The organism is Nonomuraea sp. NPDC003201 (genome assembly GCF_053590415.1).
In genome coordinates, this window is sequence record NZ_JBSFTC010000047.1 from 1 (window position 1) to 22,736 (window position 22,736).

24 protein-coding genes and 1 pseudogene are annotated in these 22,736 nt (G+C 71.9%); 17 read left to right on the top strand and 8 right to left on the bottom strand.

Features of this window, described 5'->3' with window-relative positions; translation table 11 throughout:
• Both ACWDX9_RS19315 and ACWDX9_RS19320 read left to right on the top strand, forming a co-directional pair.
• On the top strand, positions 1-852 hold an 852-nt coding region (locus ACWDX9_RS19315; RefSeq protein ID WP_449955557.1), incomplete at its 5' end, for a sensor histidine kinase.
• On the top strand, positions 792-1,430 hold the full coding sequence (locus ACWDX9_RS19320; RefSeq protein WP_350742911.1) for a response regulator transcription factor: 639 nt from the start codon (positions 792-794) through the stop codon (positions 1,428-1,430). The genes ACWDX9_RS19315 and ACWDX9_RS19320, both read left to right, overlap by 61 nt.
• A gap of 37 nt (positions 1,431-1,467) precedes the next feature.
• On the opposite strand, the gene ACWDX9_RS19325 is transcribed toward ACWDX9_RS19320, so the two are convergent.
• The 4 genes from ACWDX9_RS19325 to ACWDX9_RS19340 all read right to left on the bottom strand — a co-directional run bounded on the left by ACWDX9_RS19325 (position 1,468) and on the right by ACWDX9_RS19340 (position 4,015).
• On the bottom strand, positions 1,468-2,451 hold the full coding sequence (locus tag ACWDX9_RS19325; RefSeq protein ID WP_364249057.1) for an FkbM family methyltransferase: 984 nt from the start codon (positions 2,449-2,451) through the stop codon (positions 1,468-1,470).
• A gap of 51 nt (positions 2,452-2,502) precedes the next feature.
• The gene (locus tag ACWDX9_RS19330; RefSeq protein ID WP_449955561.1) at positions 2,503-3,273 is read right to left on the bottom strand and encodes a DUF2267 domain-containing protein; all 771 of its coding nucleotides are present in this window, start codon (positions 3,271-3,273) and stop codon (positions 2,503-2,505) included.
• Between the two features lie 83 nt (positions 3,274-3,356).
• A complete protein-coding gene (locus tag ACWDX9_RS19335) occupies positions 3,357-3,566 on the bottom strand; it encodes a three-helix bundle dimerization domain-containing protein (RefSeq protein ID WP_449955564.1) in 210 nt (69 codons plus the stop codon).
• Between the two features lie 89 nt (positions 3,567-3,655).
• The gene (locus ACWDX9_RS19340; RefSeq protein ID WP_350742907.1) at positions 3,656-4,015 is read right to left on the bottom strand and encodes a luciferase domain-containing protein; all 360 of its coding nucleotides are present in this window, start codon (positions 4,013-4,015) and stop codon (positions 3,656-3,658) included.
• A 224-nt stretch (positions 4,016-4,239) separates the two neighbouring features.
• On the opposite strand from ACWDX9_RS19340, the gene ACWDX9_RS19345 reads away from it, so the two are divergent.
• From ACWDX9_RS19345 to ACWDX9_RS19405, 13 genes and pseudogenes are all read left to right on the top strand, one after another.
• Positions 4,240-5,658 carry an alkaline phosphatase PhoX gene (locus ACWDX9_RS19345; protein ID WP_449955567.1) on the top strand — a complete coding sequence of 473 codons (1,419 nt, stop codon included), beginning with the start codon at positions 4,240-4,242 and terminating at the stop codon, positions 5,656-5,658.
• 251 nt (positions 5,659-5,909) lie between these two features.
• Positions 5,910-6,332 (top strand): annotated as a pseudogene (locus ACWDX9_RS19350) (amidase family protein); the annotation flags it as partial.
• A 151-nt stretch (positions 6,333-6,483) separates the two neighbouring features.
• Positions 6,484-6,720: a hypothetical protein gene (locus ACWDX9_RS19355; RefSeq protein WP_449955686.1), complete on the top strand. Its 237-nt coding sequence runs from the start codon at positions 6,484-6,486 to the stop codon at positions 6,718-6,720.
• 34 nt (positions 6,721-6,754) lie between these two features.
• Positions 6,755-7,438, top strand: coding sequence for a hypothetical protein (locus ACWDX9_RS19360; RefSeq protein ID WP_449955569.1), 684 nt, complete (start codon positions 6,755-6,757; stop codon positions 7,436-7,438).
• 373 nt (positions 7,439-7,811) lie between these two features.
• Positions 7,812-9,743: a S9 family peptidase gene (locus tag ACWDX9_RS19365; RefSeq protein WP_449955572.1), complete on the top strand. Its 1,932-nt coding sequence runs from the start codon at positions 7,812-7,814 to the stop codon at positions 9,741-9,743.
• Positions 9,707-11,020: a serine hydrolase domain-containing protein gene (locus ACWDX9_RS19370; RefSeq protein WP_449955574.1), complete on the top strand. Its 1,314-nt coding sequence runs from the start codon at positions 9,707-9,709 to the stop codon at positions 11,018-11,020. Before ACWDX9_RS19365 ends, ACWDX9_RS19370 begins: the two co-directional genes overlap by 37 nt.
• 10 nt (positions 11,021-11,030) lie before the next feature.
• On the top strand, positions 11,031-12,344 hold the full coding sequence (locus tag ACWDX9_RS19375; protein WP_449955577.1) for a serine hydrolase domain-containing protein: 1,314 nt from the start codon (positions 11,031-11,033) through the stop codon (positions 12,342-12,344).
• Positions 12,337-13,179, top strand: coding sequence for a serine hydrolase (locus tag ACWDX9_RS19380; RefSeq protein WP_449955580.1), 843 nt, complete (start codon positions 12,337-12,339; stop codon positions 13,177-13,179). Before ACWDX9_RS19375 ends, ACWDX9_RS19380 begins: the two co-directional genes overlap by 8 nt.
• A 29-nt stretch (positions 13,180-13,208) precedes the next feature.
• Positions 13,209-14,798, top strand: a complete 1,590-nt coding sequence (locus ACWDX9_RS19385; protein ID WP_449955583.1) for a PucR family transcriptional regulator — start codon at positions 13,209-13,211, stop codon at positions 14,796-14,798.
• 97 nt (positions 14,799-14,895) lie between these two features.
• On the top strand, positions 14,896-16,479 hold the full coding sequence (locus ACWDX9_RS19390; protein WP_449955586.1) for an ABC transporter substrate-binding protein: 1,584 nt from the start codon (positions 14,896-14,898) through the stop codon (positions 16,477-16,479).
• Positions 16,479-17,486: an ABC transporter permease gene (locus tag ACWDX9_RS19395; RefSeq protein WP_449955589.1), complete on the top strand. Its 1,008-nt coding sequence runs from the start codon at positions 16,479-16,481 to the stop codon at positions 17,484-17,486. The genes ACWDX9_RS19390 and ACWDX9_RS19395 overlap by 1 nt, the downstream gene beginning before the upstream one ends.
• Positions 17,486-19,369: a dipeptide/oligopeptide/nickel ABC transporter permease/ATP-binding protein gene (locus tag ACWDX9_RS19400; protein WP_449955592.1), complete on the top strand. Its 1,884-nt coding sequence runs from the start codon at positions 17,486-17,488 to the stop codon at positions 19,367-19,369. The genes ACWDX9_RS19395 and ACWDX9_RS19400 overlap by 1 nt, the downstream gene beginning before the upstream one ends.
• Positions 19,366-20,043 carry an ABC transporter ATP-binding protein gene (locus tag ACWDX9_RS19405; RefSeq protein WP_449955594.1) on the top strand — a complete coding sequence of 226 codons (678 nt, stop codon included), beginning with the start codon at positions 19,366-19,368 and terminating at the stop codon, positions 20,041-20,043. The genes ACWDX9_RS19400 and ACWDX9_RS19405 overlap by 4 nt, the downstream gene beginning before the upstream one ends.
• A 40-nt stretch (positions 20,044-20,083) precedes the next feature.
• Here the strand turns inward: ACWDX9_RS19405 and ACWDX9_RS19410 are convergent, their stop codons facing one another.
• Entirely contained in the window at positions 20,084-20,452 is a 369-nt protein-coding gene (locus ACWDX9_RS19410; protein WP_449955597.1) for a hypothetical protein, read from the bottom strand.
• 35 nt (positions 20,453-20,487) lie between these two features.
• On the opposite strand from ACWDX9_RS19410, the gene ACWDX9_RS19415 reads away from it, so the two are divergent.
• A complete protein-coding gene (locus ACWDX9_RS19415) occupies positions 20,488-21,090 on the top strand; it encodes a TetR/AcrR family transcriptional regulator (RefSeq protein ID WP_449955600.1) in 603 nt (200 codons plus the stop codon).
• A 24-nt stretch (positions 21,091-21,114) separates the two neighbouring features.
• Here the strand turns inward: ACWDX9_RS19415 and ACWDX9_RS19420 are convergent, their stop codons facing one another.
• From ACWDX9_RS19420 to ACWDX9_RS19430, 3 genes are all read right to left on the bottom strand, one after another.
• Positions 21,115-21,588, bottom strand: a complete 474-nt coding sequence (locus tag ACWDX9_RS19420; protein ID WP_449955603.1) for an SRPBCC family protein — start codon at positions 21,586-21,588, stop codon at positions 21,115-21,117.
• Positions 21,585-21,944, bottom strand: coding sequence for an ArsR/SmtB family transcription factor (locus ACWDX9_RS19425; RefSeq protein WP_449955605.1), 360 nt, complete (start codon positions 21,942-21,944; stop codon positions 21,585-21,587). The genes ACWDX9_RS19420 and ACWDX9_RS19425 overlap by 4 nt, the downstream gene beginning before the upstream one ends.
• 70 nt (positions 21,945-22,014) lie before the next feature.
• Positions 22,015-22,305: a hypothetical protein gene (locus ACWDX9_RS19430; protein ID WP_449955608.1), complete on the bottom strand. Its 291-nt coding sequence runs from the start codon at positions 22,303-22,305 to the stop codon at positions 22,015-22,017.
• 4 nt (positions 22,306-22,309) lie between these two features.
• Here ACWDX9_RS19430 and ACWDX9_RS19435 point away from each other — a divergent pair, with 4 nt between their 5' ends.
• Positions 22,310-22,720, top strand: coding sequence for a CGNR zinc finger domain-containing protein (locus ACWDX9_RS19435; protein ID WP_449955611.1), 411 nt, complete (start codon positions 22,310-22,312; stop codon positions 22,718-22,720).
• Positions 22,721-22,736: the final 16 nt, after the last annotated feature.

Consider the following 22,736-nt stretch of genomic DNA (forward strand, 5'->3'; position numbering starts at 1 on the left):
CGGCGGGCGGCCCCGGCCGCGTCGGCGGCGGGCCTGGCCGGGGCCGTCTGGCTGCTGCGGTTCTTCTTCCCGGTCTCGTGGCTGGAAGCGGTGGGCGCGTCCGCGTTCTGGGGCCTGGGCGCGCTCCTGGCCGCCGCCGTGGGCGGCTACCTGCGCTTCCTCGACGTACGGCAGGCGCGCGCGGCGGCCGACGCCCGGACCGAGCTGCGGCTGCGGCTGGCCCGGGACCTGCACGACTTCGTCGCCCACGACATCAGCGAGATGGTGGCGCACGCCCAGGCGGGCATGGTGGCGGGCGATCCGCTGGACGCCCTCGAACGCGTGGAGGCGGCCGGCCAGCGCGCCCTGTCGATGCTGGACCGGACCCTGGACACGCTGCACCACGACCGGCCCCTCACCCCAGCGGGAGACCTCGACGGCATCCGCGCCGCCGCCGAGCGCTTCTCCGAGGCGGGACCGGCCGAGGTCCGCCTGCGCATGGACGCGGTGCCGGCGGTGCCCGCGGACACCGGGGCCCTGGCCTACCGGATCGTGATCGAGGGGCTGACCAACGTGCGGCGGCACGCCCCGCGGGCGGCCCGGGTCGACCTCGCCGTGACCGCCGGGTCCGGCGCGCTCCAGATCACCATGACCAACGACGGCGTGGCGGGAACGCGGGGCGGCCGGCGAGGCGGCTCCGGCCTGCCGGCGCTGGCCGCGCTCGTCCGGGAACAGGGCGGTGACCTGGTGGCGCGGGCCGTACCGGACGGGTGGTCGCTGGCCGCCCGCCTGCCGCTGGCACAATCGCCGGGGTGGCCATCCGCATCCTCATCGCCGACGACCAGGAAGGCATCCGCGCCGCCTTCCGGCTGATCCTCGACGCCCAGCCCGACATGACCGTCGTGGCCGAGGCCGCCGACGGCCGGGCCGCGATCGAGACCGCCCGGGCGATCGGGCCCGACGTCGTGCTCGCCGACATCCGGATGCCCGGGGCCGACGGCATCGAGGTGGCCCGCGCGCTGGCCGGCAGCGGCATCCACGTCGTGATCGTCACCACGTTCGGGCTGGACGAGTACGTCGACGCGGCGCTGCGGCACGGCGCCTCCGGGTTCATCCTCAAGCGCTCCGGCCCCGCGCTGCTCGTCGAGGCCGTCCGGGCCGCGATGAACGGCGACATGCTCATCAGCCCCCAGCTCACCGTCCGGCTGCTCCGGCAGCGCGGCCTGCCCGAGACACCACCCGGGGCGCCGCACGTCGTCCTCACCGAGCGCGAGGACGAGATCGTGGCGATGGTGGCGCACGGCAGGACCAACGCCGAGATCGCCGCGGAGCTCTTCCTCGCGCCGGGCACGGTCAAGAACCACATCGCCGCGATCCAGCGCAAGATCGACGCCAGGAACCGGGTCGCCATCGCCGCGTGGGCCTGGGCCACCGGCAGGGCCGAGCCGTGATCCCTCAGTGACCCCTCAGTGACCCCTCAGTGATCCCTCAGGGTGAGCCGAGGCCGTGCCACTGCCGCAACGCGTCGAGGTGCTCCGGCCTGCCGACGGCGGCGAGGTTGGAGCGGTAGAGGCCGATCGCGTGCGGGTCGTCGAGCTCGGCCCGCGTGCACGGCCGCAGGACGTTTTCGAGCTCGTCGATCACGAAGACCCAGGGGTAGCGGTCGAAGACGAGGTCGAGCAGCTCGCCCGCGGCGCAGCCGCAGTTCTCCTGGAGCTCGGGATGCACCTCGAACAGCAGCGCCGGCAGCGCGGCCAGGCTCTCGGCCGCGCCCCGCAGCACGAAGCCCTCGTACCCCTCGACGTCGATCTTGATGAGGTCGGGCGGGCCGAGGCCGCCGTCGGCGAGATAGGCGTCGATCGAGGTCATGGGCATGGTGAGGGTGCCCGCGGCGGTGCCGACGTTCGCCGCGGCGGCCGAGTGCTTGCCCGTCTGCTCGCCCGACAGGTGCACGGTCAGCCGGCCCGGCGCCGCCCCCACGGCCACGGGCTCGATGGTCACGCGGGCGGCGAGGTCGTTGCGCTCCACGTTGCGCCGCAGGTAGCCGAGGTTCTCCGGCACCGGCTCGAAGGCGATCAGGCTGCCGTCCTCGGGCAGGCGCGCCGCGCCGGTGCAGGTGTAGACGCCGATGTTCGCCCCCACGTCGAGGACGGAACGGCTGATCGAGGCCAGCCGCTCGAAGACGCCGACCTCGAACTCCTCGTAGTACCCCGCCGAGACCGAAGGCATGATCGTCGCGTCCCACGCGGGGCCGGTCAGCACGACGCCCCGGTAACGCGCCTCGGCGTCGCGGTCGCCGGTGGCCACCCCCAGCCGGAACACCGTGTGGTAGAGCCGGTTGACCAGGGCGAAGCGCCGGATGCTGCGACCACGCAGGAGCCTGCGGGCCAGAGGGCTCCGGTTCGCCGCCCTGGCCGCCCGCATCACCCGGATGGCGAGCCCCTGCCGTAGCCGCTTGATCAAGGTGACCATGAAAGGCATTCTGCTCGAACAGCCGCCAAATATTCGTGTAAATAGTGATTGTCAGGGACGTGGTAGCAGGATCCGGTATTCGTCGGGCAGCCGGCTCGTCAGGTCGGCGTACTCCTCGCCGGCGATCGACTCGCGCAGCATGGTGAAGACCGCCTTGGCGTGCTCGCGAGCCCGCTCGGGGGAGACGCCCTCGCGCACGGCGATCCGGCGGACGAACTCCTCCAGCGGGGCCTCCCGGCCGGAATCCCCGCCCACCCCGCGCTTCAGCGATGCGTGCAGCTGGACGGGCAGCTGGCCGACCAGGTCCTCGACCTTGCCCGGGGCGATGCGCTCGGCGAGCGTCTCCAGCGCCGCCTCGGTGGCCCGGCGCGCGCCCGAGTAGTCGAGCCCGGCCCGTTCCGCGACCCCGGCCAGGAACTCCCCGGCCGGCACGATCTCGACGTACCCGCGTCCGGCCTCCGCGACCAGGGCCTCGAAGTCGTCCGGGAGGTCGGCCGCCATGTCGGCGAACTCCTCGGGGCTCACCGCCTGCCCCATCGCCCAGAAGACCGCGCGGGTGTGCCGACCGGCCGTCTCGACGTCGATCCCGGCGCGCTCGGCCACCCGCCGCAGGAACTCCTCGACGCCGAAGGTCTCGGGGTCCCGTTCGGTGTAGAGCCAGGGCATCGCCTCCGGGGGCAGTTCCCTGAGCAGGTCGCGGCTCTCGTCCTTGGAGAGCCGCTCGGAGAGCGTACGGAGCGTGGCCTGCACGGCGCGTTCGGCGGCCTGGGGTCCCGCCCCGGTCTGCTGCTCCACGATCTTGAGCAACTGGTCGTAGTACATCCCCGCTCCCCGCGCCGAGCCTGTCGTGTTCCGCCGGCTCAGCTACCCCGGAAAGGGAGACCGTCACCCGTCAGGCGGCCCCGTCAGCTGGTGCCGCTGCGCAGCAGCTCCTTGGAATCGTGTTCCACCAGCACCGGGATGAAATCGCGCACCGGGCTGTCGGCGAATCGGCCATAGGCCGTCCGCACTGCCGCCTCGACCTGCTCGGTCGAACGCGTTCCGGTGAATCTGGCGACCAGCCTGGTCACCACGTCCTGGATCGCCTCACGTTCGAGGCGCTCGTCGTACGCCATGATTTGGTCATAGCACGTTCCAACGCCCGCCCATAGCGCACTTTGTCGGTATAAATCAGTCACCTTGGGCGGGTGGCCCATGCCCGATATCAGGCGACCTCCGAGGCGGCGTGCGCCTTGATCGCCACGCTGGTCAGCGCCAGCAGCAGATCGAGGTCCGGCTCGGCCTCGACCCTCAGGGTCACCCACGCGTGGTCGGCGTCCACCTGGACCTGATCGCAGTCGCGCAGGTACGGCTCCAGCCGTTCGATCGCGGGCTCCGTCAGGCACAGGCGCACCTCGTCCGCGCCGGTCAGGCGCAGGATCTCGGTCCCGCGGACGGTGAAGGCCATGCCACGCCTGGTGTCGCTCAGCTCCAGGGCCGGCCAGGACAACAGCTGGGCCACCGCGCGGGCCACGTACGGCCCCCGGCGCCCGGTCGATCGCCGCCTGGCGGAAATGACTGTCACGTTTCCATGCTGATGCACCGCACCACTGACCCGCCATCGTCCGTTCTTCAACTGTTATCCGCGTCGTGAGAATTTCGAACCCCGACCCGCTCACCAGGGCGGCGGACGGAACCGGTTGTTCATCCGGCGTTCATCATGCGGACTGCGGGCGGCGCGGCGGCCGTCTCCGTGGCATCGTTGGGTCGGCTGGTGTACAAGCGCCCAGACGCTAGAGGAGATGTCCCGTGTCCTCACCTGTTCCCCCTCACTCAATTCCTCGTCGTTCCTTCCTCGGCCGCGCCGCCGCGGGGAGCCTTGGCATCGCATTAGCCGGCAGCATCGAGACCATCGCCGGTCCGGCCGCGCTCGCCGCCACCCGGCCCCCGCTCGGCTACGGCCCGCTGGTCCCCGACCCGGCCGGCATCCTGGCCCTGCCCGCCGGATTCTCGTACCGCGTCGTCGCGGAGGCGGGGGTGACGCTGCTGGAGAGCGGCGAGCCGACCCCGAGCGACGCCGACGGCACCGCGGCCTTCCCGCACGGCCGGGGTGCCACGCTGGTCAACAACCACGAGATCGGAGGCAGCGAGCCGTATCGGGTGCCGGCGCTGCCCGGCCTCACCTACGACCCCGGCGCCGGGGGCGGCACCACGAACATCGACGTCGACGCGCACGGCGAGCGGATCCGCGAATACGTCAGCCTGGCCGGCACCCACAACAACTGCGCCGGCGGCAAGACCCCGTGGAACACCTGGCTGACCTGCGAGGAGACCGAGCAGCGCGCCGGCGGGGCCTACCAGAAGGACCACGGTTACGTCTTCGAGGTCGACCCGTTCGACCGCGAGGCCAACCAGGACCCGGTGCCGCTGAAGTTCCTCGGCCGCTACTCGCACGAGGCCGTCGCCGTCGACCCGAGGACGTCGGCGATCTACCTGACCGAGGACGCCGGCGGTCCGAACGGGCTCTACTACCGGTGGACCCCGCCGAGGAAGTTCCACGGCCGCAAGGGCGCGCTGCGGGCGCTGGCGCTGTCCGAGGGCGGCGACACCGCGGGCAAGCTGGAGGCGCTGAGCTGCTACCGGGACGACACGCACATCGCCGACCTGTCGGAGGCGACCGAGCCGGGCACGCGCTTCAAGGCCCGCTGGGTGGAGGTGCCCGACCGTGACGCGAAGACCCAGTCGGTACGCCTGCAGTTCGCCAACGACCAGGTCACCCGCAGCCGCAAGCTGGAGGGCGCCTGGTGGGGCGACGGCGGCGCGTACTTCGTGGCCAGCTTCGCCCGGCACACCGACGGCAGCGTCAACGAGCACGACGGCCAGGTGTGGTTCTACGACCCGCGCACCGAGACGGTCACGCTCAAGGTCATCTTCGGCGTCAACCCCGACCCGAGCCAGGACACCAACTACGACGGACCCGACAACATCACGGTCTCCCCGTACGGCGGGGTGATCCTCGCCGAAGACGGCGAGGGCATCCAGCACCTGGTGGGCGTCAGCGCGCAGGGCAAGTCGTACCCGCTGGCGCGCAACGACCTCAACGACAGCGAGTTCACCGGCCCCACGTTCAGCGCCGACGGCCGCATCCTGTTCGCCAACATCCAGACGCCCGGCCACGTGTTCGCCATCACCGGCCCGTGGAAGCGCTCCGGGCACGCCGCCGACTGACGCCGGCCCGCCCTCCCGGCGCACGAGTCGTGCGCCGGGAGGACCCCGGTCGCGGGGAAAACCGCTCGACGGCCCTGGGCGTCACCCGCCACCATGGGTCCTGATGTACCGAGCGTAGAAGCACCTCGATCACAGCAGGCGATGGCCCCCGAGTCGCGGCCATCGCCTCTGTTCAGGCTGTCCGTCATCGGCGGCGCCCCGGGCGCCGCCCACCGCCACATGTGATCGAGGACACCAGAAAGAGGCTCTTCATGGAGCTTGACGAATACGCAAGGTACGACGCCGTCGGGATCCGCGACCTGATCAGGTCGGGCGAGGTCACCGCCAGCGAGGTAGAGGCCACCGCCAGGCGGGCCCTGGAGCGGGCGGACGCGCAGGTCAACGGCCTGGCCCTGCCGATTTTTGGGCCGGCGTTCGGACAGGCGCTGGACCACGCCGGGGACGGGCCGTTCGCCGGGGTGCCGTTCCTGATCAAGGATCACGGGCCGGTGGCCGAGGGGGTGCCGTTCACCCTCGGCAGCCGGGCCCTGCCGGGCATCGTCGCCGGGCGCGACACCGAGCTGATGGCCCGCTTCCGGGCCGCCGGCCTGGTCACGCTGGGCCTGACCACCGTCCCGGAGCTGTGCCTCAGTTTCGCCACCGAATCGCTCAGGTACGGGCCCACCCGCAACCCCTGGGACCTGCGGTGGCAACAGCGGCGGCAAGAAAAGGCGCTGGGGCCGCGGTGGGGGCAGCAGCCGCGGTGGGGGCGGAAATGGCGGGCGGGGGTACGAGGTAACGAACGACGGAAGAATTCACGGCAATCCTCCGACCAGCGCGAGGGGAATGTCGAAAGACGAGGCGGAAAAAGCGCTGAGGGAGATGGACAGGAGTATCAACACCAGGGAGAAGGAACTGAATCGGCTCGGCTCCGAGGCCGGGCACGAGGAGAGACTGAAGAGAGAAAAGGCCGCCCGCGAGGAGTTCAAGGAGAGCATGCGGCGGCAGCAGTACGACGAGTACGCCGACAACCAAATGACCCTGAGGCGCTACGATTACAACCCCGACGCTAGAAGATCTTGATGGGTGGGATCGCAAGAGGAGACGGCAACAGCCGATGCAGATGCAAATAGGCGACGATCTGATCGAGCGTATCCGCACGCACCCGGCCGACGACGACATTGTCGGCCCGGCGGCCAACGACCTGCTCGGCGAGCTCTACGCGGGGTATCCCGTCGAAAACCTCGGCAGGCTCCTCCACAGTGACAACGAGGTGGTCGTCCGGACGGGCGCCTGGCTGCTGTCGGAGGTGGTGGAGCTGGCCGCCCCGATGATGGAGGAGCTCCCGGCCCTCCTGTCCAGCCCGATCCGCAACGTCCGATACTTCGCGATCGCCGTCGCGCTGGCGAACGCCGACGAACGGCACGGGCCCATCATCGCGCAGGTCATGAACCTGAGCCTTGATCCCGACAGCGCCGTCCGCTGGAAGGTCCTGGAGTTCCTGACCGACGCCTCGGTCGAGCAGCTTGAGGCAGGGGAGTCCTGCCTGCCCGTCGGTCAGATCAAGGAGCTGGCCGAGTGGCTGATCCTCCAGGACGGCGAGGAGCCCGACCTGGCCGGCATCGTCATCCGGCTGGAAGCAGGTGACCCGAGGACCCGGCTGTTCGCCGCGGCGGCCGCCGCGAGCCTGTCCGACGAGGAGGACACGAGCCTCCTGGAGCACGCGCTGATGGTCGAGGAAGAGGAGATCCGCTCGTTCGCCCAGGAACGGCTGGAGCGACTGCGTGAGGGCGGTCCTTGAACCACGTTCGCTCGGTCCGGAGCCGGCGAAGTGGGGTGCGAGGGGGCCGGCAGCGAAGGCGCGCCGGCCCCGGCCCGCCGTGAGGATCGAGCGGTTCGGGCCGGCCTCGGCCCGAACGCCTGGGCACCATGGACCCTCTGCGGGACCTGATCCCGCGTTCGACGTGCAGAACGTTCGCGCGTGCGTCGTGGAGATGAAGGATCGCCGGGTCGACCGGGTGATGCCGGTGTGCATGACAAGAGCGGCAGAAAGCCGTCGGGGCGCCTGATTTCGCTCCGGGACGGTCCGGACGTTGGGCTCCCGCACAAGCCAGGCAGCGTCGTTCGTCGGGAGCACCGAAGATGCCCGGACGGCGGAGGCTTACGGTTCGTTCATGCCGCATCTCGCGCTCGACGACCTGTACCGCCTCGCCATCCCTGCCGATCCCCAGGTGCGTCCCGACGGGGGAGCGGTGGCGTACACACTGACGACCGCCGTCCGGGACTCCGACGAGAACCGCACCGAGATCTGGCTGGCCGCTCCCGGCGCCGAGCCCCGGCGCCTCGCCGCGGGCAGTGCCGCGCGGTGGTCGCCGGACGGCCGGACGCTGGCGTTCCTGCGGCCGGTGGACGGCAGGCCGCAGATCCACCTGATGCCGATGGACGGCGGCGAGCCCGCACCGGTGACCTCCGCGAAGCTCGGCGCCGGCATGCCCGTCTGGTCTCCGGACGGCTCCCGCATCGCGTTCGCCGCACCCGTCGGAACGGGTGAGGACGGCGGGATGCCCGACCCGAACGCCCCTGTCGTGACCGGCCGGCTCGACCACAAAGCCGACGGCGCCGGGCTGCTGCGCGGCCTGACCAGGCACCTGTTCGTCACGGACCTGGCCGGCGGCGAGACCGTCCAGGTCACCCGGGGCGACTTCCACGCGGGCGAGCCGTCGTGGTCGCCCGACGGCCTGCGCCTGGCGTTCGCCGCCGCCATGGACGCCGACCGCGACCTGGAGGCGGGCGGGGCCGCGTACGCCGTCGAAGCGGCCAAGGGTGGTGTGCCGGAGCGGCTGACGGATCCCGGCCTCATCTGCGGCGGCGTGTGGTGGCTCGGCGACCGGCTGGTCGCCGCGGGGCTGAAGGGCTCCGTGGTGGGGCACGAACGGCTGTTCGCGCTCGGCCCTGGCGGGTGGAGCGAGGTGGAGACGGCCCTCGACCGGAACGTCATGACCGGCGCCCCCGGCTACCCCGGCGGCATCCCGGCGCTGCTCGGCGAGGACCTGCTGTTCTGTGCGCGCGATGGCGGCTCGACGCATCTCTACCGTGTCTCCGACGGTGCGCCTGGCGAGCGGCTGGTGCCCGGTGAGGTCAACATCTCGGGGATCAGTACGGCGGCGGGGGCGGTCGCGTACGTGGCGGCGACGCAGCACAGCGCGGGAGACGTCTACCTGATGACCCCAAGCACGAAAAAAGTAACGTCAGGCGAAATGTCGGATATATCTGGCGCGTCAGCGCCGGATATATCCCGGCTCACCGACTACGGCCTCGACGACGTCGAGTTGTTCACCGCCCGCCGCCGCACGTTCACCGCCCCCGACGGCACCCAGGTCGAGGGTTTCGTCCTGCGCGACGAGACCGCGCGGACGCCCGGCCCCCTGCTGCTCGACGTGCACGGTGGCCCGCACAACGCCTGGTCGCCCGTCTTCGACGGCATCCACCTCTACCACCAGCTCCTCGCCGCCCGCGGCTGGACCGTCCTCACCGTCAACCCGCGCGCCAGCGACGGGTACGGCGAGGGCTTCTACACCGCCTCCCTCGGCGCCTGGGGGGTGAGCGACGCCCAGGACCTGCTCGCCCCCATCGACGCCCTGGTCGCCGACGGCGTCGCCGATCCCGACCGGCTCGCCGTCACCGGCTACAGCTACGGCGGCTACATGAGCTGCTGGCTGTCGGCCACCACCGGCAGGTTCAGGGCCGCGATCCCGGGCGGCTGCGTGAGCGACCTGACGAGCCTGAGCGGCACCTCTGATCTCGGCCACCTGATGAAGGTGCACGAGTACGCCGGTGACCTGGCCGCCCAGTCGCCGATCACGCACGTCGCGGAGGTCACCGCCCCGACGCTCATCCTGCACGGCCAGGACGACGACCGCTGTCCCGTCGGCCAGGCCGAGCAGTGGTTCACCGCCCTGCGCGAGCGCCGGGTGCCCGTCGAGCTGGTGCGCTATCCCGGCGCGAGCCATCTGTTCATCCTGAGCGGGCGCCCCTCGCACAGGTACGACTACAACGAAAGGATCATCGCGTGGCTGGAGCAATGGGTCAGCGGCTCGCCGAGCTGATCGCCGAGTACGAGGTTCCCGGCTCGGCGCTGGCGTACTGGCACCAGGGCGAGCTGCACGAGTTCGCGGCCGGCACGCTGAACGCCGACACCGGCGTCGAGGCGACCACCGACGCGCTCTACCAGATCGGCTCGGTCACCAAGGTGTGGACCGCGACTCTGATCATGCAGCAGGTCGAGCAGGGCCGCCTCACGCTGGACACGCCGGTCGTCGAGGTGCTGCCCGAGTTCAGGGTGGCCGACCCCGAGGTCACCAAGAACGTGACGATCAGGCACCTGCTCTCCCACACCAGCGGCATCGACGGCGACCAGTTCATCGACACGGGCCGCGGCGACGACTGCGTGGAGAAGTACGTGGAGGCCTGCGCGACCCTGGCACAGAACCACCCGCTCGGCGTCACCCAGTCCTACTGCAACTCCGGGTTCGTCATCGCGGGCCGGGTGCTGGAGCGACTGACCGGCAAGCGCTGGGACGACGTCCTGCGCGAGGGCATCTGCGAGCCGCTCGGCCTCACCCACACCTGGACGCTGCCGGAGGACGTGCTGCGCTTCCGCGCCGCGATGGGCCACGAGGACGGCAAGACCACCCCCGTGTGGGGCCTCATGCGGTCGATGGGCCCGGCCGGGCTGATCTGCGCCCGCCCGGCCGACGTGGTCGCCTTCGGCCGCGCCCACCTGGCGGGCGGCCTGCTGGAGAACCCGGTCGCCATGTGGGAGCCGCAGGTCGACATCCCCAACCCGTACACGCTGGGCAGGCAGTGGGGCATCGGCTGGATCATCGACGAGTGGAGCGGGCACAAGGTCATCTCCCACGGCGGCAACACCATCGGCCAGCACGCCATGCTGTGGGCCGTGCCCGGCACCGGGACCGTCGTCTGCGTGACCGCCAACGGGGGCCGCAGCGGCGAGTTCACCCGAGCCGTCGCCACCGAGTTGTTCGCCGAGCTCGACGGCCTGACCGTGCCGCCCGCGCCGTCCCTGCCGGAGACGCCGGCCGGCGTGGACGTCGCGCCGTACGCGGGCGTCTACGAGCGGGCCGGCGCCCGGATCACGGTGAGCGTGCTCGACGACGGCAAGGCCCGCCTGCGCCTGGAGGCCACCGGCGAGCTGGCCGCCCTGCAGGAGCCCGAGGAGTCCGACTTCGTCCCGGTCGACGAGAACCTGTTCCTGTTCCAGGCGCCGGGCACCCGCGACTGGATGGCGGCCGTGTTCTTCGAGCTGGCCGATGGCACTCTGTACATGCACATGGGCGCCCGCGCCACTCCCAAGGTCGGCTGAGGAGATGGACATGGACCTGCGGGATCGTCTCGCCGAGGCGGCGCGCGAGCATGGCGTGCCCGGCGCGGCCGTCGCGGTGTGGCACGACGGCGAGCTCCACGAGGCCGCCACGGGCGTGGTCAACACGGCCACCGGCGTGGAGACCACGAAGGACAGCGTGTTCCAGGTCGGCTCCACCACGAAGGTGTGGACGGCGGCGCTGGTCATGCAGCTCGTGGAGGACGGCCTGGTCGAGCTCGACCAACCGGTGGGGGAGCACCTGCCGGACTTCGCGTTCGGCGGCGTCACCGTCCGGCAGTTGCTCATGCACACGGCCGGCTTCGACGGCGACGTGTTCGAGGACACCGGGCGCGGCGACGACTGCCTGGACACGTTCCTCGACCACCTGCGCACCGCGGGGCCCGTGCACGAGCCGGGCGAGCTGTTCTCCTACTGCAACGCCGGCTACTGCGTGCTCGGCGCGCTGGTGGCCAGGCTGCGCGGCGGCACCTGGGAGCAGGTGATGCGCGAGCGCCTGCTCACCCCCTTGGGCGCCACGCACGCGGCGCTGTTCGGTGAGGAGGCCGTGCTCTTCCGCGCGTCTGCGGGGCACGTCGGGCCGGACGCCGCCGTCTACCCCCGCTGGCAGATGCCCCGCTCCAACGCTCCGGCCGGCTCCACCATGTGCCTGGCGCCGCGCGAGCTGGTCGGGTTCGGCCGGGCTCTGGCGGCCGGCGGCCTGGCGCCGAACGGCACCAGGCTGCTGTCGGAGGAGTCGGTGGCCGCGATGCTCACGCCGCAGATCCACGTGCCCGGGGTGGGCGGCGCGCTGGCCGACCGCTGGGGTCTCGGAGTGGAGCTGTTCGGCTGGGGCGCGTTCGGCCACGACGGCGGCACGCCCGGGCAGAGCACGTTCTGGCGGGTCGTTCCCGAGTCGGGCTTCGTGATCGCGATGAGCGGGAACGGCGGCTCGTTCTTCGGCCTCATGGACGACGTGGCGCGGCCGGTCATCGAGGAGGCGACCGGCCTGACGATGCCCGCGCGGCCCCTGCCGCCGCAGGCGCCGAAGCCCGTGGACGGCGCCCCGTACGCGGGCCGCTACACCGGCCCGCAGCTCGGCTACGAGGTCGCCGCCGCCGGAGACGGCCTGGACGTCACGCTCATCCCCGGCCCGCTCATGGAGAGCATGGGCTCCACCCGCACGACCACCCGGTACGTGCACCTTCACGGCGAGTCGTTCATCGCCGTCGAGGCCGAGGGCGGCCGGCACGACGTGGTCACGTTCGTGATGCGGGACGGGACGGCCGCCTACCTGCACAACGGCCGTGCGGTGGCCCGTGCCTGACCTGCGGGAGGTGTTCGACGAAGCGGGCGTGCGGGGCTTCCTGCACGCCCGAGACGTGGACGGCGACGCCGAGATCGGGATGGACCCAGACGAACCCGTCGTGCTCGCCTCGGTCTTCAAGATCGCGGTCGCGCTGGAGTACGCCCGGCAGGCCGCCGCGGGCGAGATCGCCCGCGGCGAGCGGCTCACCGTCACCGCGGCCGACAAGGACGGCGGCATCGGCACCTCCGGCTGCCTCGACGACGTTTCGCTCACCCTGCGCGACCTGGCCCACTTCATGATCACGATGTCCGACAACGCGGCGACCGACGTGCTGCTCCGCCGCGTCGGGCTCGACCGGGTCAACGGCACCCTCGCCACGCTCGGGCTGAGCCGCACACGGCTCATAGGCGGGTGCGCGGAGCTTTTCCGGCAGGTCACCGAGGACATCGGCGCGGACTGGGACGCCGCCACCGAGGACGAGCTGCGGGCCATGGCCGTACGCGACCCGGCCCGCACCACCGCCGGCACCCCGCGCGAGATCACCACGCTGCTGAGCCTCATCTGGCGCGACCAGGCCGGCCCTCCCGAGGCGTGCGCCGAGGTGCGGAAGGTCATGGGCGAGCAGATCTGGCCGCACCGGCTGGCCGCCGGCTTCCCCGACGAGGTGAAGGTGTCGGGCAAGACAGGCACCCTGTGGGGGATCCGCAACGAGTCGGGCGTCGTCGAGTACCCCGACGGCAAGCGGTACGCCGTCGCCGTGTTCGTACGAAGTGACGTCATCCGGTCCCGCCTGCCCGCCGCGGACGCCGCCATCGGCCGTGCCGCCCGCCTGGCCGTCGACCGGCTCCGCTGATGTCGGTTTTCGTGGACTATCGTGACCGTGTGAGGAACCGTCCCCGTGCCAGTCTCGGACGGATCCTGCAGGACCTCGGCACCACCGTCCTCGACGTGGCGGCCTCACCCGGTGACCTCGACGCCGAGGTCACCGGCGTGCACATCTTCGATCCGCTCGACGAGCTGATCGTCCCCCCGGGTGGGATCCTGCTCGCGGTCGGCGTGCGGGGCGCCGCGGAGATCTGCTCACTCATCGACCGCGCGCCCGCCGCCGCGGGCGTCGTCGTGAAGCTGCCCGTGGACGTCGACGAGCACGTCCGCGCCACCGTGCTGGAGACCGGCGTCGCCGTGCTCGGCCTCACCCGGGCCGCCTCCTGGGCGCAGGTCGCCGCGCTGCTGCGTTCCCTGCTGGCCGAGGCCGACCTGGCCGAGCCCGAGCAAGGGCCGCAGGGAGACCTGGTCTCGCTGGCCAACGCCGTCTGTGCGCTGCTCGACGCGCCCGTCACCATCGAGGACAGGTCGTCCCGCGTGCTCGCCTTCTCCGGCCGGCAGGACGAGGCCGACCCGGGCCGCGTGGAGACCGTCCTCGGCCGTCAGGTGCCCGAGCGCTACCTGCGGATGCTCGACGAGCGCGGCTTCTTCAAACAGCTCTACCAGAGCCGCGCGCCCGTCTACATGGAGCTCGAGGACGAGGGTGTGATCAACCGGGCCGCCGTGGCCGTGCGCAGCGGCGACGAGATCCTCGGCTCGATCTGGGTGGCCGTGCGCGAGCCGCTCAGCGAGCAGCGGCAACGCGCGCTCGCCGACGCCGCCAAGATCGTCGCGCTGCAGTTGCTGCGCGAGCGGGCCGGCGCCGACACCCAGCGGCGTCTGCGCGCCGACCTGCTGTCCACCGTGCTGGCCGGCGGCGGCGACGCGCCCGAGGCGGCAGGGCGGCTCGGCATCGCCACCGCCCGGCTCTGCGTGCTGGCCGCCCAGCTCGTCACGGACGACGCCGCCGCCGATCCCGCCCGCGGCGAGAGCGATCGGCAGCGGTTCTGCGACGCGCTGGCGCTCCACGTCGCCGCCATCCACCCCAAGGCCGCCGCCGCGCTCATCGGCTCCGTCGCGTACGCCGTGCTGCCGCTGCACTCGATCGGAGACGAGGAGGCGCGGGCCGTACGCGTGGCGGAGAGCTTCCTGGCCAGGGTCGGGCCCCGCCATGCCGCCAACATCGGCGTGGGACGCCTGGCCGCCAACCTCTCCCAGGTGGCCAGGTCGCGCGCGGACGCCGACCGGGCGCTGCGCGTGCTGGGCGCCCGCGGCACCACCGGCCAGGTCGCCGGCTACACGACCGTGCACTTCGAGTCGCTGCTGCTGCAGGTCGCCGACGTGGCCGCGGCCGAGGAGCAGACGCCCACCGGTCCCTACCAGCGGCTGCTCGACCACGACGCCGAGCACGGCACCGAGCTGGCCCCCACCCTGCGGGCCTACCTCGACGCGTTCGGCGACGTCAACGCGGCCAGTGCCCAGGTGCACGTGCACGCCAACACCTTCCGCTACCGGCTCAAGCGCCTGGTCGAGATCAGCGGCCTCGACCTGTCCGACCCCGACGCCCGGCTCACCGCGATGCTGCAGATGCGGATCTTCGGTCGCTAGCACGAGCCCTCCCGGCTTTTTCGTGTGCAGGCACATAGAACCGGATCCGCGCAGGCAGGAAGGTTGTGCACACCCCCCGTGCTCGTCTGGAGTCCTCATGACAAAACCAGCAGTCGCGGCCCTCGCCGGGCTCGCTCTGCTCACGGCCGCGTGCGGAGGCACGACGAGCGGTCCCGAGCAGCAGGGCAAGCCGGCCACTGGCGGCACCTTCACGTTCGCGCTCCCGGCCGATCCCGGCGTCCTCGACCCGGCCACGGGCGTGCTGACAGTCACCAACAACGTGCTCGCTCTGGCTTACGACACGCTCGTCTCCGCCGACGAATCAGGGAAGATCATCCCCGGGCTGGCCGAGAAGTGGGACGTCAAGCCCGAATCAGTCACCTTCACCCTGCGGAAGGGGGTCACCTGCTCGGACGGCTCCCCGGTGACCCCCTCGAACGTGGCCGACAACGTCAACCACATCGCCGACCCCGCCGCCAAGTCGCCGATCTACGGCGTGCTGGTGCCCGTGGGCATGAAGGCGAAGGCCGACGACGCCGCCGGTACCGTGACCCTGTCCATGCCCGAGCCGTTCAGCTTCATCCTGGAGAGCACGCGGACGATGTTCATCGTCTGCGGCAAGGGGGTGAAGGATCGTGCCTCGATCGCTCGGGCCACCTCCGGCAGCGGGCCTTACCAGCTCACCGAGGCCGTCCCCAGCGACCACTACACGTTCAAGGTCCGCCGCGACTACGCCTGGGGTCCCGCCGGCGCCACCGCCAAGGACCTGCCGGAGACGCTCGTGATGAAGGTCGTGCCGAACGAGCAGACCTCCGCCAACCTGCTCATCGCCGGCTCCCTCAACGGCGCCCTCTTCAACGGTGCCGACCGGTCCCGCGTCGAGGCGTCCCCGGGCGTGACCAAACAGTCGATCACGGTAGGCAACGGCCAGTTCTTCTATCACCAGGGCGAAGACCGGCCGGCCCGCGACCCGGAGGTCCGCAAGGCCCTCACGCGGGCGCTCAACCTCCAGGAGCTGGCCGGCATCGCCTCCGGCGGCACCGGCAAGCCGGCCACCGGCCTGGTCCTGGCGCCCCGTCCCTGCCCGGGCGACTCCGTAGCCGGTCACGTGCCCGGCTACGACGCCGCGGCCGCCGCGGCCGCGCTCGACGCGGCCGGGTGGAAGCTCGGCGCCGACGGTTTCCGGGCCAAGGACGGCAAGCGGCTCAGCCTGCGCTACATGTACGCCACCACCCGCGGCCCCGGCTTCCAGGCCGCCGCCGAGTACATGGCGGAGACGTGGAAGAAGCTCGGCGTCGAGGTGAAGCTGAACGGCGTGATCGACACCAAGCTGTCGGAGTCGCTCAACGCCACCCAGGACTGGGACGTCGTGTGGCTGCCGATCAGCGTCACCCTGCCCAGCCAGCTCGTCGGCTTCCTGTCGGGGCCGTCCGCCCCCAAGGGAGCCAACTTCGCCCACCTGGCCAACAAGCGCTACGAGGAGCTCGTCTCCAAGGCGAGCAAGCTCCCCGCCGCCGAGGCCTGCCCGGTGTGGCTGGAGTCGGAGTCGGCCCTGTTCGAAAGCGCCGACCTGGTGCCCGTGGTGGACAACACGGCGCTGCTGGCCGGCAAGGGCGCCACGTTCCGCACCACGGCCGGGAGCCTGGTGCCCACCTCGATCCGCCTCACGCAAGGAGACTAGTGAGCGACCCCCGGACCACGCGGCGCCCGGGCAGCAAGGCGGGAAGCACGACCGTGCGCAGGACGCTGCGTACGGCCGTGCGCCGGATCGTGCGGTTCGCCGTGTCGCTGGCGGTGCTGCTGGTGGCGCCGTTCGCGATGATCCACCTCATCCCGGGCGACCCGGTGCGCGCCTCGCTCGGGCCGGCCGCCCCGATCGAGCTGATAGCGGCCCGTACGGCCGCGCTCGGTCTCGACCGCCCCCTGCCTGAGCAGTTCATCACGTACGTCGGCCATGTCCTGACCGGTGACTTCGGCACGTCCTTCCTGACGGGGGAGGCGGTGGGCGACGTCATCGCGGCCCGCCTGCCGAACACCCTGACTCTGGCCCTCCTGGCCACCGCCGTGGCGCTGATCGTGGCGGTGCCGGTCGGCATGTGGGCCGCCGTACGCACCGAGAACGGCCGCAACCGCGGCACCGACCTGGCCTTCGGCACGGTCACCGGCACCGCCGTGGCCGTGCCCGAGTTCCTCTACTCGATCGCGCTGGTGGCCGCGCTGGCCGTCGGCCTCGGCTGGTTCCCGCCCGCGGGCAAGGCCGGGCCGCTGACGTACGTGCTGCCCGTCGCAGCCCTGTCGGCCGGGCCGATCGCCATGATCGCCCGGATCACCCGCGTCGAGACCCTGCGAGAGCTGGGCACCGACTACGTGCGCCTGGCCCGCGCCAAGCGGCTGCCCGCGGCCCGGCTCCACCTGCGGCACGTGCTGCCCAACACGCTCACGGCCACCCTGACCGTCGGCGGCCTGCTGCTGACCTCACTGATCGCGGGCAGCGTCCTGGTCGAGTACGTCTTCGCCTGGCCCGGACTCGGCCTGAAGATCGTCGAGTCGATCACGCAGAAGGACTACCCGGTCGCGCAGGCCGTGATCCTCGTGTACGGCGCCATCGTGCTGGTCGTGAACCTCGTCGTGGACCTGGTGCTCGGCGCGCTCGATCCCACCTCGGAGATCAAGGAGGTCTCGGCCTGATGTGGGCCAGGACGGCACCGGACGGCCCCCGGGCCGTGGACGGCCACGCGAAGAGGGGGCCGAGGTCCCGGGGCGGCCCGTGGCGCAGCGCTCCGGCGCTGATCGGCGGCGTGCTGGTGCTCCTCATGGCGGTGCTGGCCGTGGCCGGGCCCATCATCTGGGGCGAGGCCGCGGAACGCATCGACGCCGGCGCCATCCTCCAGGGCGCCTCCGCCGAACACCCGCTCGGCACCGACAACCTGGGCCGCGACCTGCTCGCCCGGGTCCTGGTGGCGGGCCGTTACTCGCTGGCCCTGGCGCTGGCGGCCACGCTCATCGGCGCCGTCGGGGGCATCCTGCTCGGCGCGCTCCCGTCCGTACTGCCGCGCCGGGCCGCCCGGATGGTCACCGGCACGGTCAACGCGCTGGTGGCCTTCCCCGGCCTGCTGCTGGCCATGTTCACGGCGGTGGTCAGCGGGCTCGGCGCGCGTGGCGCGGTGCTCGGGATCGGCGTGGCCATCGCGCCCGGCTTCGCGCGGCTCACCCAGACCCTGGCCGCCTCGGTCGCCGGCGCCGACTACGTGGCCGCGGCCCGCATGCTCGGCGTGCCCCGCCGCCGCCTACTCGCCCGGCACATTCTGCCCAACATCGCCGAACCGCTCATCCTCAACCTCGCCCAGTCGCTCGGCGGCGCGCTGCTCGGCCTGGCCGGCATGTCGTTCCTGGGCCTCGGCGTGCAGCCACCGGAGTTCGACTGGGGGCGCCTGCTGTTCGACGGGTTCGCGCGGATCTACGTCACGCCCGTGGTCGCGGTCGGTCCGGCGGCGGCCGTCGCGCTGGCCGGCATCGGCTTCAACCTGCTGGGCGACACCCTGGCCAGGGCCGCCGCCCGATCGTCGGCCGGGCAGCGCGACAGCGTCCGCCCTGAGCCACCGGAACCGGCCGGGCAGCCGGACCCGGACGCCGTCCTCGAGGTCCGCGACCTGACCGTCTCGTTCCCGGGCGGTTCGACCCCCGTACGAGAGCTGTCTCTGACCGTGACGCCGGGGGAGATCGTCGGCCTGGTGGGAGAGTCCGGCAGCGGCAAGAGCCTGACCGCCGCCGCCATCGGCGGCCTCGTTCCCTATCCCGGATCAGTGACGTACGGCCGGCTGGTCCTCGGCGGCGCCGACGTCGCCACCATGTCCGGCAAGGAGCTGGGCACCGCGCTCGCCATGGTGTTCCAGGACCCGATGGCCTCGCTCAACCCCGCGCTGAAAGTCGGCGGCCAGCTCGCCGAGGTGGCCGTCGTCCACCAGGGCGCGAGCCGCGCGGACGCCCGCCGCCGCGCCGTCGACCGGCTGCGCCACGTCCAGCTGCCCGACCCCGCCAAGCACGCCGTCCAGCATCCGCACGAGCTGTCCGGCGGCATGCGCCAGCGCGCGGTCATCGCCATGGGCCTCATGGGCACGCCACGCCTGATCATCGCCGACGAGCCCACGACCGCCCTCGACGTGACCGTGCAGCGGCAGATCCTGCGGCTGCTGCGCGAGGTCGTCGAGGAGACGGGCGCGGCCCTGCTGTTCATCTCCCACGACATCGCCGTCGTCGGCGAGCTGTGCGACCGCGTCGTCGTCATGTACGCGGGGCGGGTGGTCGAGGAACTGCCCGCCGACCGGCTCGCCGGCGGTGCCGCGCACCCCTACACCAAGGCGCTCATCGCGTCCCTGCCCGACCTCGACACCGACCGGAGCCGCCCGTTGGCCGGCATCCCCGGCACCCAGCCGGCCCCGGCGCAGGTCGGCGCGGGCTGCGCGTTCGCCGACCGGTGCTCGCTCGCCACCGAACAATGCCGGAAGGAACGTCCCGAACTCGTGGTCCATGGCCCGCGGCAGCGGGTCGCCTGCTGGGAGGTCACCTCGTGAGGATCGAAGGGCTGACCGTGCGCTACGGCGGCTTCACCGCGGTCGACGACGTCACCCTGGAGATCCCCGACGGCCACGTCGTCGGCCTCGTCGGCGAGTCGGGCTCGGGCAAGTCGTCGCTGGCCAGGGCCGTGAGCGGGCTCGTGCCCTACATGGGCGGGATCGAGGGAGCGCCGCGGATCCAGATGGTGTTCCAGGATCCGTACGCGTCGCTGGACCCGCGCATGACGATCGGCGAGACGGTCGGGGAGGGCATCGAGAGGCGCCGCCGTGCCACGGAGGTGCCGCGGCTGCTCGGTCTCGTCCAACTGCCCGCCGAGCTGGCCGGGCGTTACCCGCGCGAGCTGTCGGGCGGTCAGCGGCAGCGGGTGGCGATCGCCCGTGCCCTGGGCGGCGACCCCGCCCTGCTGGTCGCCGACGAGATCACCGGCTCGCTCGACGTGTCGGTCCAAGGGGCCGTGCTCAACCTGGTCCGCGGGCTGCGCGACGAGCTCGGACTGTCGATGCTGTTCATCTCGCACAACCTGGCTGTCGTCAGGTACGTCGCCGACACGATAGCCGTCATGCACCACGGCCGGATCGTCGAGCACGGGCCCGCCGAGCAGGTCGTCGGCGAGCCGGCACATGACTACACGCGCGCGCTGCTGGCGGCGGTGCCGCGGCTCAGAGGGTGATCCACGCGGTGGAGGCGGTCACCTCGGCTCCTGGCCCGCCTCACGTCTCGGGGCCGAGCGCCGTCCTGGCCGGGACCGTGCTCGCCGCTTCCTTGAGCTCGACGAAGATCGCGTATGTCTCGGTGTCGCCGATGTTCTGCCCGGCGTGCTCTTGTGCGCTCAGCCACCGCACCTGCCCCGCCTCCAGCGCGAGCTCGACCTGATGCCCGCCCGAGGAGAGGCGGCGGGTGAAGGCCGACAAGGTGACCATCACGCTGTCGGGATGCCCGTGCGGGGAGGTCGCGTCCCCCGGCCGGTCCCGGTAGCGGAGCACCCTGACCCGCTCGTTCTCGAAGACCACCGTGTACAGATCCGGGTTCGTCACCGCGGGATCGGCGCTCATGAACACCTCGCAGAGGCTTCGGCTCATCAACGACTACATGGGACGACGGTACCATGATGGGCATGTCAGTACCATATGAGCTGACCGGCCGCCGACAGCAGAAGGCCCGCACCCGCCGATCCCTGGTCGAGGCCGCCCGCCACCTGCTGGCCGAAGGCGCCGACCCCACCGTCGAAGACGCCGCCGCCGCGGCCGGGATCTCCCGCACCACCGCCTACCGGTACTTCCCCAACCAGCACGCCCTGCTGGCCGCCGCCCACCCCCAGATCGAGCAGGCATCCCTGCTGCCCCCAGATCCGCCTGCCGGCCCGGTGGCCCGGCTGGACCTGGTGATGACCGCTTTCACCCAGCTCACCCTCGACTGGGAACCGCAATTGCGTGCCTCGCTGCGCCTGTCCCTGCAACCCGAGACCGGCCAGCCGGCGCTGCGCGGTGGGCGGGCCATCGGCTGGATCGAAGACGCTCTGTCCCCGCTCCGCGACACCCACCCCGGCCTGGACGTCCGCCGGCTGGCCGTGACCATCCGCTCGGCCACCGGCATCGAATCGCTCATCTGGCTCACCGACATCGCCGGACTCACCCGGCAGCAGGCGGCGGACACCATGCGGTGGTCAGCTCATGCACTGCTCACCACAGCCCTCGACGAACACCGTCCCCGTTCCTGAACCCGCCCGGGCCGGCGTTCTGCGTCAGGACGGCTGTCCCGCGCGGCGCAGGTACGCATCGATCCGGTCGAGCGCTCCCACCCAGACCTCCTTGACGAAGAAGTCGCGGATCTCGGGCGCCGGGAAGCCGCTCTGCACGACCGTGAGCAGGGTGCCGCCCTCGTGCTCCTCGAAGGTGACCTCGACGGTGGTGGTCATGGTCATGCCGTCTGGGGTGCTGCCGGTGGACTCGGTGAGCAGGCGGTGCGGGCGGTCGATCTCCAGGAAGGTCTGCGTCTCACGGAACAGGTTGTCGGCGTCCGGCCCCCAGACCGCGGTCTGCCGGCCCCCGACGCGCAGGTCTACCTCGATCTCGACGATGCCGGGCTCCTCGTCGAGGATGCTGAACCAGATCTTCTGCTTCTCGGCGTCGGTGTAGGCGTCGAAGACCTCCTCGGGGGTCGCGGGCAGCACGCGGGTCTTGCGCAACTGGATGGCCTCGGTGTCGTTCCGCGTCATCGCTCGGTGTCCTTCCCGGTGTTCGCCTCAGGGGCGTTCTTGAGGGTGAAGTAGGCGTCGAGGCCGTCGAGCCGGCGCTCCCACAGGCGCTGGTAGAACGTGATCCACGACATGGCGTCCTCCAGGCGCTCGGCTCCCAGCCGGCACTGCCGCGATCGGCCGACTTTCTCCGTCGTGACCAGCCCGGCGTTCTCCAGGACGTGCACGTGCTTCTTCATGCCGGTGAGCGACATGCCGAAGGGTTCGGCCAGCTGGCCGATCGTGGCGGGACCCTGGCCGAGCCGGATGAGTATCTGCCGCCGGGTCCCGTCCGCGAGGGCGGCGAACGTGCGATCGAGGACCTCTTGCTGAACCATATGGTTTACTTTACGACACTGAACCGATTAGTGCAATAAGCGCGCCGGGGCGGCGATCCGGAAGGCGTGCTTACGTGGCGGCGGCCCGTACGCCGAGGATGACGAGCGCCACCGCTGTCACCTTGCCGAGCGCCCGCTTGAAGCGGGCCTTGCGCACGAGGTGCGCCCCTTGGTGGATGAGGGTCGTCCAGGTCAGCAGCCACACCGCCATCAGCAGGGCGTGGCCGGTAGCCAGGGTGAGGATCTGCCCGTCGAGGGTGGTGTGCATCCAGGCGAGGGTTCCGGGGTCCAGGCGGCCCTCGTCATGGCCGGGGATGGTGGAGTCGCACATCAGGATGGCGGTGCCGGCGATGTGGTGCACCTGGTTGACGGGGACGGGGCCGGGTGGCCCGGCGCCGCCCAGCCGGGCCGACGCCCGTCGGCTGATGCCCGCCGAGCAGGCGCTGACGCACCTCAACGCGGCGGCCGCCCGTGAGGCGATCGTCCCGCGACTTGGCCGGCCCGAGGGCGGGACACCTCGTACGCGAGTGTTGTCGGGCGAGCGCGACGCCGGCGTGCGGCTGATCGCCGGCCTGGCGCGGGCCGCCATCGATTTCCTGAGCGGTCCGCAGCGGGAGCAGTTGCGGTCCTGCAACGCGCCGCGCTGCGTGCGCTACTTCGTCAAGAGCCACGGGCGGCAGGAGTGGTGCAAGCCGTCCTGCGGCAACCGCGCCCGGGCGGCACGCCACTACCAGCGCCACAGCGCCACGGCCGCCCGAGACCTGCCCGGGACCTGACCGCCTACGCCTTCAG

Bases quoted from the DNA above. Each gene is read 5' to 3' on its own strand.
- ACWDX9_RS19325 (WP_364249057.1), bottom strand. From the start codon at position 2,451: ATGGTCACCTTGATCAAGCGGCTACGGCAGGGGCTCGCCATCCGGGTG.
- ACWDX9_RS19330 (WP_449955561.1), bottom strand. From the start codon at position 3,273: ATGTACTACGACCAGTTGCTCAAGATCGTGGAGCAGCAGACCGGGGCG.
- ACWDX9_RS19335 (WP_449955564.1), bottom strand. From the start codon at position 3,566: ATGGCGTACGACGAGCGCCTCGAACGTGAGGCGATCCAGGACGTGGTG.
- ACWDX9_RS19355 (WP_449955686.1), top strand. From the start codon at position 6,484: ATGTCGAAAGACGAGGCGGAAAAAGCGCTGAGGGAGATGGACAGGAGT.
- ACWDX9_RS19360 (WP_449955569.1), top strand. From the start codon at position 6,755: ATGCAGATGCAAATAGGCGACGATCTGATCGAGCGTATCCGCACGCAC.
- ACWDX9_RS19365 (WP_449955572.1), top strand. From the start codon at position 7,812: ATGCCGCATCTCGCGCTCGACGACCTGTACCGCCTCGCCATCCCTGCC.
- ACWDX9_RS19375 (WP_449955577.1), top strand. From the start codon at position 11,031: ATGGACCTGCGGGATCGTCTCGCCGAGGCGGCGCGCGAGCATGGCGTG.
- ACWDX9_RS19390 (WP_449955586.1), top strand. From the start codon at position 14,896: ATGACAAAACCAGCAGTCGCGGCCCTCGCCGGGCTCGCTCTGCTCACG.
- ACWDX9_RS19400 (WP_449955592.1), top strand. From the start codon at position 17,486: ATGTGGGCCAGGACGGCACCGGACGGCCCCCGGGCCGTGGACGGCCAC.
- ACWDX9_RS19410 (WP_449955597.1), bottom strand. From the start codon at position 20,452: ATGAGCCGAAGCCTCTGCGAGGTGTTCATGAGCGCCGATCCCGCGGTG.
- ACWDX9_RS19415 (WP_449955600.1), top strand. From the start codon at position 20,488: ATGTCAGTACCATATGAGCTGACCGGCCGCCGACAGCAGAAGGCCCGC.
- ACWDX9_RS19420 (WP_449955603.1), bottom strand. From the start codon at position 21,588: ATGACGCGGAACGACACCGAGGCCATCCAGTTGCGCAAGACCCGCGTG.
- ACWDX9_RS19425 (WP_449955605.1), bottom strand. From the start codon at position 21,944: ATGGTTCAGCAAGAGGTCCTCGATCGCACGTTCGCCGCCCTCGCGGAC.